Annotated in this window: 10 protein-coding genes; 5 read left to right on the top strand and 5 right to left on the bottom strand. The window is 54.6% G+C overall.

Annotated features, from left to right (window positions below):
* Nucleotides 1-47 precede the first annotated feature (47 nt).
* Nucleotides 48-1,478 carry a RagB/SusD family nutrient uptake outer membrane protein gene (locus tag ACYVJM_RS10150; protein ID WP_461148111.1) on the top strand — a complete coding sequence of 477 codons (1,431 nt, stop codon included), beginning with the start codon at nucleotides 48-50 and terminating at the stop codon, nucleotides 1,476-1,478.
* A 40-nt stretch (nucleotides 1,479-1,518) separates the two neighbouring features.
* Nucleotides 1,519-3,525, top strand: coding sequence for an FAD-dependent oxidoreductase (locus ACYVJM_RS10145; RefSeq protein ID WP_461148110.1), 2,007 nt, complete (start codon nucleotides 1,519-1,521; stop codon nucleotides 3,523-3,525).
* Nucleotides 3,526-3,574: 49 nt separating this feature from the next.
* Here ACYVJM_RS10145 and ACYVJM_RS10140 read toward each other — a convergent pair whose 3' ends face one another.
* Nucleotides 3,575-4,708, bottom strand: a complete 1,134-nt coding sequence (locus tag ACYVJM_RS10140) for a quercetin 2,3-dioxygenase (protein WP_461148109.1) — start codon at nucleotides 4,706-4,708, stop codon at nucleotides 3,575-3,577.
* A gap of 240 nt (nucleotides 4,709-4,948) precedes the next feature.
* Here ACYVJM_RS10140 and ACYVJM_RS10135 point away from each other — a divergent pair, with 240 nt between their 5' ends.
* From ACYVJM_RS10135 to ACYVJM_RS10125, 3 genes are all read left to right on the top strand, one after another.
* On the top strand, nucleotides 4,949-5,962 hold the full coding sequence (locus ACYVJM_RS10135; RefSeq protein WP_461148108.1) for a fasciclin domain-containing protein: 1,014 nt from the start codon (nucleotides 4,949-4,951) through the stop codon (nucleotides 5,960-5,962).
* A 374-nt stretch (nucleotides 5,963-6,336) separates the two neighbouring features.
* Entirely contained in the window at nucleotides 6,337-7,779 is a 1,443-nt protein-coding gene (locus ACYVJM_RS10130) for a glycoside hydrolase family 125 protein (protein WP_461148107.1), read from the top strand.
* A gap of 173 nt (nucleotides 7,780-7,952) precedes the next feature.
* Entirely contained in the window at nucleotides 7,953-8,480 is a 528-nt protein-coding gene (locus ACYVJM_RS10125; protein WP_461148106.1) for an ABC transporter permease, read from the top strand.
* 5 nt (nucleotides 8,481-8,485) lie between these two features.
* On the opposite strand, the gene ACYVJM_RS10120 is transcribed toward ACYVJM_RS10125, so the two are convergent.
* The 4 genes from ACYVJM_RS10120 to ACYVJM_RS10105 all read right to left on the bottom strand — a co-directional run bounded on the left by ACYVJM_RS10120 (nucleotide 8,486) and on the right by ACYVJM_RS10105 (nucleotide 11,896).
* Nucleotides 8,486-8,887 carry a hypothetical protein gene (locus ACYVJM_RS10120; RefSeq protein WP_461148105.1) on the bottom strand — a complete coding sequence of 134 codons (402 nt, stop codon included), beginning with the start codon at nucleotides 8,885-8,887 and terminating at the stop codon, nucleotides 8,486-8,488.
* A 106-nt stretch (nucleotides 8,888-8,993) separates the two neighbouring features.
* On the bottom strand, nucleotides 8,994-9,929 hold the full coding sequence (locus ACYVJM_RS10115) for a sugar phosphate isomerase/epimerase family protein (protein WP_461148104.1): 936 nt from the start codon (nucleotides 9,927-9,929) through the stop codon (nucleotides 8,994-8,996).
* Between the two features lie 86 nt (nucleotides 9,930-10,015).
* Nucleotides 10,016-11,119, bottom strand: coding sequence for a 4-oxalomesaconate tautomerase (locus ACYVJM_RS10110; RefSeq protein WP_461148103.1), 1,104 nt, complete (start codon nucleotides 11,117-11,119; stop codon nucleotides 10,016-10,018).
* A gap of 3 nt (nucleotides 11,120-11,122) precedes the next feature.
* Nucleotides 11,123-11,896, bottom strand: coding sequence for an NAD(P)-dependent oxidoreductase (locus tag ACYVJM_RS10105; protein WP_461148102.1), 774 nt, complete (start codon nucleotides 11,894-11,896; stop codon nucleotides 11,123-11,125).
* Nucleotide 11,897: the final 1 nt, after the last annotated feature.

Here is an 11,897-nt window from a genome sequence, read left to right as displayed (position 1 = left end):
TCCCCACATATATCCTACATCCTGTATCACTTAACGATCTCTGAGCCATGAAAAAAAATATAGTCCTTATTTGCCTGATTGGGGTGTTAACGGCCTGCGATGTGCTGGATCAGAAGCCCGAATCCAGTTTTACACCGGCCAATTTTTACAAAAATGCCGACGATGCCAAAGCGGCCGTCAGTGCCGTGTACGATCCGCTGAACAGCACCAACCTGTACGCACAGGTGATGTGGATTCTACAGGATCAGGCCACCGACGATGCCGAGTGGGGCAATGGCCGCTCAACGGCCAACCAGCCCAAGAACGACCTCGACAAATATACGTTCACGCCCGCTACCAATACGTTTCAGGCCATCTGGTCGACGGTGTACTCGGCCATCAACCGGGCCAACGCCGTGATTACCCGCGTGCCCGGCATTCCGATGGACAACGACCTGAAAGCCCGCTACATTGCCGAAGCTAAATTCATGCGGGGCTTCTATTACTTCACTCTCGTGAGGTTGTTCGGGGGCGTGCCGATCATTACCGTCGAAACGACATCGCTCAACGACCTGACCGTGGCACGGGCATCGGCCGACGATGTGTATAAGCTCGTCATTCAGGATTTCACCGATGCCGAAGCCGTGCTGCCCGCAACCTACTCGGTCGCGGATCGTGGCCGGGCTACCAAAGGCGCTGCCAAAGCGTTTCTGGCGAAGGTGTATCTGACCCGTCAGGATTGGCCGAAGGCATCGGCAAAAGCCAAAGAAGTAATTGATCTGGGCGTTTATGACCTATGGGCCAACTTCGCCGATGCGTTTCTGATTGCCAATAAGAACGGCAAAGAAGCAGTTTTTGAGATGCAGGCCCTGAGTGGCGGTTTCGGCGAAGGCAGCTGGATGCAGGGCTACATGCGCCCTAACTTCGACCGCGTAAATGGCGTGGCCGGTTTTGGCGATGACCCCGCCACCGAAAATCTGTACCGGGCTTACCGCGCCGACGACAAACGCCGTAACGTGACGCTGCGGCTCTATAGCACCACCAGCAGTCCGGCAGCTCCGGCTAGTGTGCTGTTCCCCTGCTACGTCTATAAGTACCTCGACCCAACGGCTACTGGCAACGGCGACGGTGGCAATAACTACCCCATTGTGCGCTATGCCGATGTGCTGCTCATGTATGCCGAAGCCCTCAACGAGCAGACCGCCAATAGTGCCGATGCCTATGCCACGGTAAACCGAATCCGCAACCGGGCCGGGCTACCCAACCTGACCGCCAACCTGAGTCAGGCGCAGTTCAGGGATAGTGTGCTGCTGGAACGGCGGCTGGAGCTGGCGTTTGAAGGGCACCGCTGGTATGACCTCGTTCGTACCAAACGGCTGGTGAGTGCCCTGAAAGCACAAAACCCAACCATTCCCGTGGCCGAGTACCATTATCTGTTCCCAATTCCCCAAACCGAACGCGACGTCAACCCCAAGCTGGAGCAGAATCCGGGGTATTAAGCCAACAGATACAGTAAGCCACAACTCCTGATAATCTATCATGCGTATTTTCATGCGTTTCCTTTTTCTGGCCTGTTTTCTGCCGGGTGAACTAGTTGCCCAGACCGCGCCCGTTACGGTCGATATCTGCGTGTATGGCGGTTCGTCGGCGGGGGTAATGGCAGCTTATACGGCCCGTCAGTTGGGTAAATCCGTTATCCTGATCGAGCCGGGACGTCACCTCGGCGGACTCACAACCGGCGGGCTGGGCTACACCGACATTGGCAATAAGTACGCCATTTCCGGCATTGCCCGCGATTATTACCGGCAGATTGGCAAGCATTACGGGAAATTCGAACAGTGGATTTTTGAGCCTCATGTGGCAGAGGACCTCTTTAAATCATACATCAAACGGGGCCATGTCAACGTGCTGTATGCGTATAGGCTTCGATCGGTGAAGAAGCAGGGTACAGCCATTCAGAGCATTACGCTGGAACCCTCCTCGGCGGGGAGTGCTACCCGAACCATTAACGCCAAGGTTTTCCTCGACTGCACTTACGAAGGCGATTTGCTGGCCAAAGCGGGGGTTAGCTACACCGTGGGTCGCGAAGACAACAAGACCTACGGCGAAACATATAACGGCTTTCAACTGCTGGATAAACATCAGTTTGTCGATGGTGTCGATCCGTACAAGATTCCCGGAAAACCGGAGAGCGGCCTGCTGTGGGGAATCAGTACCACGAAAGTGCTGCCGACAGGTATGGGTAACAAGGACGTGCAGGCCTACAACTTCCGCATTTGCCTAAGCAGCGATCCGGCCAACCGCATTCCCATCACCCGGCCCGAAGGCTACGATTCAACCCGCTACGAACTGCTGTTGCGGGCCATTGAAAAGAACCCCAAACTGGCATTCAACACCATCCTGAAACCCGACCGGATGCCGAATCAAAAAACGGATATCAACAACAACGGCCCGTTTTCGACCGATATGATTGGCATGAACTACGACTTCCCCGAAGCCAGCTACGAGCGTCGGGCGGCTATTCAGCGGGAGCACGAGCTGTATAACAAAGGGCTGCTGTACTTTATTGGGCATGACCCCCGGATGCGCAAAGACATCCAGACCGAAATGCTCAAATTTGGTTACCCCAAAGATGAATACACCGATTCGGGCAACTGGTCGACGCAGATGTATGTTCGCGAAGCGCGACGCATGGTGGGGGCGCATGTGATGACCCAGGCCAATTGCCAGGGGCGCGAAGTAGTGCCCGACGGCGTGGGCATGGCTGCATATACGATGGATTCGCACAATTGCCAGCGGTTGGTGGTGGAGAAGAACGGCATGAAAATGGTCAAGAACGAGGGTAATGTAGAGGAAGGGGGCTTCCCGCCGTACCCGATTTCGTACCGCTGTCTGACCCCCAAAGCGACCGAATGTACCAACCTGCTGGTGCCCGTTTGTTTGTCGGCGAGTCATATTGCTTACGGCTCAATTCGTATGGAACCCGTCTTTATGGTACTGGCCCAGTCATCGGCGGTGGCCGCGAGCATGGCTATCGACGGAAAAACGTCGGTGCAGGGCGTTGCTATAAAAAAGTTGCAGAACCAGTTGAAGACTAACCCATTGGCCGATGGCAGTACGCCCGAAATCCTGGTGGACAACGACGACCCTACGCAGGTAACCCGCACCGGCGACTGGACGCGGGACAACAACCCGAAAGGCGCCTATGGCCCTAGCTATTTCACCGCATCGGGCATCGGGTCGGGTATGAAAAGCGTCCGGTTCAGCCCGACGGTGACCAAGTCGGGTATGTACCATGTTTATATGTACGTTCCCAAATTGACGGGCGCTTCCGGCAAAACGAACCTGCTGGTGTCGGATGGCAATCAGACAAAGCCCATCACCATTCGCGAGGCCGACATTCGGGTGGAGGGGCAAACGGCCGGTGAGTGGGTATCGCTCGGGTCATATACTCTATCGCCCGGAAAGAAAAGCTTTGTAGAGGTATCGACGAAAGACGCCGACGGGATTGTTGTGGCCGATGCGGTTCTGTTCGTGCCGAACTGATTTATCAAGTGAATGTGGTGTCGGGTTCTCGAACCCGACACCACATTCATTAATGCTTCGGTGGGCCGGGCCGTTCGAGCAGTACCAGATCGAGCTGGCTGACTTTGGCGAAATTTGGTCCTCCGCTTGGTATCTGTGGGTACACGTGGTCCTGGTAGGGGTGTGCCGACCGGAAGAAATCCTCGAAGATGCCCGGTGTCAGCATACCCACAAAACGGGTGTAGTTTTTCCGGAGTTGATACGCATGAATAGCTCCGGCAGGAACCGCCACGTAATCGCCCGGATGAATATCGAGTAGGGATTTGTTGAGCCACATGCTCATCATCCCGTCGACGCAGCAGAACATTTCGGTATGTTCGCGGTGGTAATGCTTGCCGATCATATCCCCGGCGGGGCCTTCGGTCATCACCACAAGCAGTTTGCCGTTGGTACTGGCGTTATCGCTCATGATACTGAATAGCTGATCGCCCAGCGTATACCGATCCCCTTCGCCAGCGGCAAGTACATAAGGCACCACCGTGTCAGGAACGAGGGTATTCATGACCGGCTGAAATGCCTGCCCGTCGAGGGGCTTGCCGTCGAACTGCACATCGGCCACCTGTTCGGCCCGCTTCAGACTTTCTGTGTCCAGCTCATTGATGGCGTCGCCGGGCTGTACATAGCCCGCGTAGGACGTTCCCAGCGCTTTATACATGGCACTCAGTTGCGGGCCGCTGCTGATCGAAATCAGTTGTGTGCGGTGCGATTTTGTACGAAACGCATGCGAAACGGATGGCGGAATGCTGGCAAAATCGCCTTTTCCTAACCGGTAGGTTTGCCCATCGAGCCATAACTCGACTTCGCCATCGATGACGAAAAGAGCTTCATGGGTCGTGTGGTGAATATGGGAGGGCATGGCCGCACCTTTGCCGCCCGTTAGGACGGTCCATTCGTATAAATCGCCGGTATCGACTCCGCGGGCGGTCAGGTTTACGACCAGGCTACCCACCAGGTAACGCTCACTATCGCCACTACGAATAAAATAAGGGATTTTTTGACCGGGTAATTCGCCTTTTGGCTCAATGGACTGAATGCCCTCCAGACCACCCAGCATGTCGGCCCCTTTTTGTAGCGTTTCGCTATCTGCGATGGATGAATGTTTCTGTAAGGAGGAGGGCTGATTCGTATTTGTGGACATTTCCATTAATAAATAGGGATTGGGCTTGATAAACTGCAAGGTTAGTGAAATGCCGGAATATTCCTGCCTTTTCGGCAGTCCTGATTTTGCCACGTATAGCCGTCTTAGACTTCGGTCAGCCTGGCCCTTACAATAAGGTTGGTTTTTTTTAGCCCTTTCAGAAACAATAAAATTACACAAACGCTTGTTTTTAACATGTTTTTAATCTCTAACGCTTACCCAATTAATTTTAAAACTCGACTATTTATGAATCTCAATTCAATGCAGTTCGGCCGCCGTGGGTCTGGTATTTTAGCCTCTCTTTTGATTGGTTTTTCGCTGACGTTAGCATCCTGTGACAAAAACGACAACCCAACGACAACACCCCCTTCGGGATCGTCGACCATTACCGATCTGGTCGTTGCCAGTGACCAGTTCACATTTCTCGAAGCGGCTGTTGTTAAGGCTGGCCTGACCACTACGCTGTCGGGCACAGGGCCATTTACTGTCTTTGCGCCAACGGATGATGCATTCCGTGCGGCTGGTTTTGCCAATGCAGCAGCCGTAAGTGCAGCTGCGGACACGACTCTGCGCCGGATATTACTGTACCACGTGGTGAGTGGGTCATATCCTGCATCCGCTATTACGACTGGTCAAACGGCGTTGCCTACCTCGCTGAGTGTCAACGGCACAGCGTATGTCAGTAAAGCTGCTTCTACCAGCGGAACCGGAGTATCTATAAACGGTGCGCGGGTGATTACCGCTGATGTACAGGCTACGAACGGCGTTGTTCATGCCATCGACCGGGTATTGATGCCGCCAACCGGCAACGTACTTCAGGTGGCCCAGGCGGATACTTCCCTGAGTTTGCTGGGTGCTGCTGTAGCCCGTGGTGGTACCGCTGTAATTACGGCTTTGTCGGGTGCAACGCCATTGACCGTCTTTGCCCCAACGAACGCGGCTTTCCGGGCCACGCCATTCAACACCGTGGCAGCCATCAATGCCGCTCCGGTAGCAACCCTAACGGCTATTCTAACGAACCACGTAGTCGTTAACCCCGGTCGTGCGTTTTCGCCAACGATTGTTAGCGGCCCTATCACCACCTTCGGTACCGGCAGCGTAACCGCTACGGTAGGCACCGGTAACGCCCTGACGCTGCTAAGTCCGGGTAACGGTGGACAGGTATCGACCGTGTTGCAGAATTCGACGGGGGTTCAAAACCGGGATATCACTGCCACCAACGGCGTTATCCACAAAATTGACCGGGTATTGTTGCCATAGGTTAGTGGAAACGTGAAGCAGTAGACTAGTCAGCCTAGCCTACTGCTTCACGCTAAAACTTACCCAAAGGACAATTCTGCCAGGGCAGATTAATCCTGTGTAGGCCCGCTGGTCGGGCCTACTTTTTTTTGCTCATCGTTGGCGAATGATTAGGTTGATAGACGGGACCACTTATCCATAGCGAAAAAGCAGAAGGTCATTGACTTCCTCCGGACCGCTACGTAAGCCCGCTCCGCAGTGAAACCCAGCTCCTGCTTACCTGTTAGAGACTAACGCAAAATGGTACGGCTCCAGGCGCCCGGTTTTACCAACTGTAGCGAAGAAAGTCGACGGTATGAACGGCGGACCGTCTTTGTGTTCACTATCTTTACTACATGAATCGTCGTACGTTTATTCAGCAATCAGCCGGGGCAAGCGCTGGCCTGATAGCTGGTCAGTCACTATGGGCCGCGCCAGCCGCCGACTTCCCCGTTGTGCGGACAGCCGCAGCCCAACGCAATTTCACCAGCTCAGCCGTTGAGCAGACCATCCAGCGAATGCATAAAGTCATTCGTGACCCGGAGCTGGCCTGGCTCTTCGAGAACTGCTTTCCCAACACCCTCGATACCACCGTGCAGGTGAACACCAGCAATGGCCAGCCCGATACGTTTGTCATTACCGGCGATATCGACGCCATGTGGCTGCGCGATAGTACGGCGCAGGTGTGGCCCTATTTGCCGCTTATTAAGCAGGACAAGCCCTTGCAGCAACTGATTGCAGGGGTTATTCGCCGTCAGTCTCTGTGCATTCGGCGCGATCCGTATGCCAACGCCTTTTATGCCGATGCCAATAAAGAGGGCGAATGGAAGAAGGATGTGACGGCCATGAAACCCGGTCTGCACGAACGCAAATGGGAACTCGATTCGCTTTGCTACGCCATCCGGCTGGCGTATCACTACTGGAAAATAACCGGCGACACCAGTCCGTTCGATGCCGACTGGCTACAGGCCATGCAACTCGTTCTACAGACCTGCCGGGAGCAACAGCGTAAAACCAGCAGAGGCCCTTATAAATTCAGCCGCGAAACGTCCTGGTCGACGGATACCGTACCGGGCGATGGCTATGGAAATCCAACGCGTCCGATCGGGTTGATAAACAGCATCTTCCGTCCATCCGACGATGCAACAGTTTTCCCTTTCTATGTACCCTCGAACTGGTTTGCGGTAGTATCGCTTCGGCAACTGGCTACGATGGTCGAACAGATCAAACCTACGACCACGGACAACCGGCAAGCCCTGTCTGCGGATTGCCGCGCGCTGGCCGATGAAGTCGAACGGGCGCTGAAACAGTACGCCATCTACACGCACCCAAAATACGGGAAGATGTATGCTATGGAAGTAGATGGGTACGGCAATCACTTGCTTCAGGACGACGCCAACGTGCCCAACTTACTGGCTTTGCCGTATCTGGGTGCTCTGCCCGCCAGCGATCCGATCTACAAAAATACCCGTCGCTTTGTGCTCAGTCCGGACAACCCTTATTTCTTCAAAGGAAAAGCGGCCGAAGGCGTCGGCAGTCCGCACACGCTGATTAATAATATCTGGACCATGAGCCTGACCATGCGTGCTCTTACGTCTACCGACGACCAGGAGATTCTGGCGCAGCTTCGTTTGCTGAAGAAAACCCATGCCGGAACGGGCTTTATGCACGAATCCTTCAACCAGGACGATCCTGCCAAGTTTACCCGAAAATGGTTCGCCTGGGCCAACACCCTCTTTGGCGAACTGATCCTGAAAGTGGCTAATGAGCGCCCGCAATTGTTGGGTAAAGTTCTGTAAGAGAAGGTAGGCTAGGTAGTTTCCGATGATAATGCGATTAAATTACTCATGAATGAATGAGTAGCATTGCATTAATACGCAAGGAACGGTATTTTTATACGTTAAATAAAAGGGTTATGTATCGACCATACATAACCCTTATTTTTCTGCCGGAACCGACTTACTTACTACAGATGAACCGTTTGCTAACCTGTCTTCTGCTTTTAACAGGCATTTGCTCCCCGCTTTTTGGCCAGCAGGCCTATGATGCACAACCCGGTAAACCGGCTCAGTTCAATGGCATTGATTACGGCTACGAAATACGGAACGAACGTCGTGTCGATATTGGCGGGGAGCGTTTCATGCGCTACGAACTGTCCGTCTATGCTACCAATAAGAGCAGCTGTACCAAGATCATGTTCCCCCGTCAGGCGTTGCTGGATCAGAAAGACCAGAATGAGCTGGCCCAATTCGATTGCCTGAACGCCACCGGAAAACGTCTGACGTCTAAAAGCGCAAAGGTTCTGGCGCGGCCATTCACCGTCCCTTACCGGCAACGCGTAAAGAACGCCGAGGGCAAAGAAGTGGTAACGATAACCGACATTCAGGCCGGGCACATGCTGCGAAACGGCGAGACCGTGAGTAACTCCCTTATTGTCATCGTTCCCGATGGCGAGCAACCGGTCATGAAGGTCCGGATTATGGAAATTCCTGATCTATAGCGTATTCACCGACTCGCTTGCCAGGTTCCCGTTGCCTGACCGCCATCAGATGACCAGGTGCCTTTGAAGGCTTGTTTTGTATAGTTCCCCGAAAAACTTACATCTCCTCCACTGGGGTCCGAATAGGTGGCCATCAGCTTACCATTCTGCCAGACAACCGTTTTTAAGTCGGTTGAATACCGGTCGCCATCGCTGACAATCACGGTGATCTGTCCTGTCAGTTTGCGGTTACCGTCTTGGTTAAGAGTCAGTTCGAGTTTTCCGGATGTTTCGCCTTCAAAGGTTCCTGCCCATTTGCCGGTTAGTGTTGTTAGTGAGTCGCTTGTGGCGGGTGCATTTTGTGCTTTTGCCGCCTGAACAGTAAGCGTAAGCAGGATAACTAGTGTGAGTAATGTTCGGATTGCCATTTTTTGCTTAGAGGTAAAGTTAAGTGATTGCAGACGGGGTCGAAATCCCTGATACAAAAGAGAACAGTTTATAGCAAACGTTGCATGCGTGTTTGTCATCAAATCATTACGCCAGCGGCACCTGAATCTCAGCGGCTTTCCTGATCACAAAGGCCCGGGCTTCTTCATATTCCTCAGCGGTACGTAAATGCTCCAGCATCAGCGGTACTTCCTGGGGTAAGGATGTAACATTGCGGATATAGGCGGCATAATCCAGTCGGCCGCGGCCCGGCATGGTTTCCATAAAGTGACCATCTTTGGGCGCAATGTCCTTGGCGTGTGCCGAAATAATCCAGCGCCCTAGCTTCTGAAAGGTTTCGTTGATGAGCGCCGTATTAGCGAAAAAACGCGTGGGGCTGTTGATGATATTGGCAATGTCTACGTGTGCGCCAAAAGCCGGGCGGTCAATGGCTTTGATGAATTTAAGGTAGGAGTCGGGCCCGTCGGGTAAGCTCCAGCCCATCATTTCGAGCGCAAATTTGGCCCGTTTCGGTTTCACGGCATCAATGACCTTGCGGCAGTTTTCGACCGTGGCATCGAAGTAGTCTTTGCTCAGGTCGCGCGCGTCGGGGCCATCCCATTGCGTAGGGCTGAACGACCCGCCGATGTTAACACAAACCCGCGCGCCAACGGCCTCGGCCAGTGCGAGCCGGTCGGTGACGTACGCGAGATTTTTGCGACGCTTTTCGGCATCCTGATCCAGCATATTCACCCACGCGCCCACTTCGGCAATGAGCACATTCTGGGCCGCAAACGTCTTTCGTATGGCCTCAATTCGGTTCGTATCGGTCAGGTCGACCGCGGGGACATAGGCCGCGCTGTACTGCAACCGTCGATGTTCGCGCGCCAGTTCGTCGGGGTCGTTGCTTTTCAGGAAAATAGGGCCGCCAAGTCGTAAGGGTTTTTGGGCGGTACGGACAAGCGGCAGGTAGGAGGGCAGTACGGCGCTGCTCGCCAGGAGCGCCGACGACTGCAAAAAGGTGCGACGGGAGAAGGATTTCATTAGGGGTTCGGAGGAAAAAACGTACAGAACTTAACGCTAATGAAAAGCACCCGATGCAACGGGTTTACTACGTCTTTTTGGTTGACTCAGCCAACCGCTGGTACGAATACTTCTCCCCGGCTCAGCAGCCGTGCCGTCCGAATCACCCCCGACTTGCCAAGTTGGTTGCCCTCGTTTCCAATACGCTGCTCCAGCTGAACCGTAAACTCGCCTGTGGGATGTTCAACGGAGTAACCAGCTTCTGTACCAGTGGGGAAAACCGCAATTCCGTCGGCCACGGAGCCGGGCAGCAGACAAGCTGTAGCGGTCGAAATGGCGCCCAGCACGCCAATGGCCTCATGAACCCGATGCGGAATGAATGTTCGTGTGCTAATCATTCCGCCCGCTTGGGGTGGGGCAATCAAACACAGTTTCGGTACGGTTTTGCTGGTCACATCGCCCAGGTTCATGAGTGGGCCAACGGCCAGCCGGATGCGTTCGAGGGTTTGTTTCAGCGACTCATTTGCTTCGAGTTCGGCGGGCGATTCGTAGCCGGTAACGCCCACATCGGCCGCCCGAAGGATTACCTCCGGCATGCCGTTATCAATGCAGGTCACCTCAATGCCATTGACCCGGTTTCGGATATGGCCCGTAGGTATCAATGCACCGCAGGTCGAACCGGCAATGCCCAGGTAGGTACAGCGGATCGGCGCGCCCGTTCCCGGTACGCCATCCACTTTTGCCTTGCCAACCAATGGTCCCCCTGCATACTCAACAACCCCGCCCGGTGTTTGCACCGTTATTTCGCAGATGCCACCCGTATTCACCATGTTGATGCGGGCCGTTGTCGTTGGACTGCCGGCCGGAAACAGCCCCGATTCAAGGGCGAAGGGCAGGACGGCCGCCAGAATGTTTCCGCAGTTTTGATCGGTCGATACCCGCCCGGCGCCCACGACTACCTGCAAAAACAGGTAATCCAGATCGGCATCCGGCTTGTCTGACCGACTGACGACCGCTACTTTGCTGGTCAGGGATGTAGCGCCACCCAGGCCGTCAATCTGCCGGGGATCGCCAAGTCCGACGCCTTCCATGGCGGCCAGAATCAGGCGGTTGCGCTCAGTTTCATCGCTGGGGAGGTCCGATGCGTTGAAGAACAGCCCTTTGGATGAGCCTCCTCGAAACTGCATAACGGGAATAGCACGTTGTGGCATGGTTCAGTGCAGAGTGCGTTCAATCAGGTTTTCAAGGCTGGTCAGTGTGGCCCGCGACATCACCGGCTCAACATGCTGTGCGCCGAGCATGGCGACTACGGCTTCGAGTTCATGGCTTCGGCGGAGGGCGTGGGTTTTACTGCCTTCCAGAAAACGGTCGATCAGGGCGTCGTTGCCACCGACTACAGACAGAATCTGCTCCCGAATGTACGGTTCCAGACCAAACGAGCGACCGGCGTCTACTGCTTCGCCAATGACGGCGGCAATGCCCTTGTATACAATGGACCGAAGCAGCTTTCGGGTGGCGGCCTCGCCCGTCTGATCGCTTACTACACGGATGTTCATGCCCAATGGAAGCAGTAGTTCTGCAAACCGATCGGCGCCGGGCCCCGACACCAGAAACGGCGTTAAAATACCTTTGGGCGGCACGGGTGCCATGATGGCAACATCCACAACCAAAGCGCCGGAGGGGCTTATAATGGCTTCGACCCGGCGTTTGGTGTCGGGCGAAGCGGTGTTCATTTCGGCATACAATTGCCCCGGTCGAAGAACCGGCAACACCGCTGCCGCAACAGTTTCCGCCACTGCCGACAGATTGACGCTTAGAATAATGTCGGCGTCTCGGGCCGCTTCGGCAGGACTTTCGGCTCGCGTTACAGCCGGTACTAAATCCCGTTTGGGAGCGGGGTCATAGCCTGCTACGGCTACGCCCAAAGTGATCAGATCATTGGCAAAGTGGCTCCCGGCTTCTCCCAGCCCAAGTACTGCAATTTTCATT

Source organism: Spirosoma pulveris, assembly GCF_054781875.1.
This window is presented reverse-complemented; position numbering and strand designations above follow the sequence as displayed.

Bases quoted from the DNA above. Each gene is read 5' to 3' on its own strand.
- ACYVJM_RS10120 (WP_461148105.1), bottom strand. From the start codon at position 8,887: ATGGCAATCCGAACATTACTCACACTAGTTATCCTGCTTACGCTTACT.
- ACYVJM_RS10125 (WP_461148106.1), top strand. From the start codon at position 7,953: ATGAACCGTTTGCTAACCTGTCTTCTGCTTTTAACAGGCATTTGCTCC.
- ACYVJM_RS10130 (WP_461148107.1), top strand. From the start codon at position 6,337: ATGAATCGTCGTACGTTTATTCAGCAATCAGCCGGGGCAAGCGCTGGC.
- ACYVJM_RS10110 (WP_461148103.1), bottom strand. From the start codon at position 11,119: ATGCCACAACGTGCTATTCCCGTTATGCAGTTTCGAGGAGGCTCATCC.
- ACYVJM_RS10105 (WP_461148102.1), bottom strand. From the start codon at position 11,896: ATGAAAATTGCAGTACTTGGGCTGGGAGAAGCCGGGAGCCACTTTGCC.
- ACYVJM_RS10115 (WP_461148104.1), bottom strand. From the start codon at position 9,929: ATGAAATCCTTCTCCCGTCGCACCTTTTTGCAGTCGTCGGCGCTCCTG.
- ACYVJM_RS10145 (WP_461148110.1), top strand. From the start codon at position 1,519: ATGCGTATTTTCATGCGTTTCCTTTTTCTGGCCTGTTTTCTGCCGGGT.
- ACYVJM_RS10140 (WP_461148109.1), bottom strand. From the start codon at position 4,708: ATGGAAATGTCCACAAATACGAATCAGCCCTCCTCCTTACAGAAACAT.
- ACYVJM_RS10150 (WP_461148111.1), top strand. From the start codon at position 48: ATGAAAAAAAATATAGTCCTTATTTGCCTGATTGGGGTGTTAACGGCC.
- ACYVJM_RS10135 (WP_461148108.1), top strand. From the start codon at position 4,949: ATGAATCTCAATTCAATGCAGTTCGGCCGCCGTGGGTCTGGTATTTTA.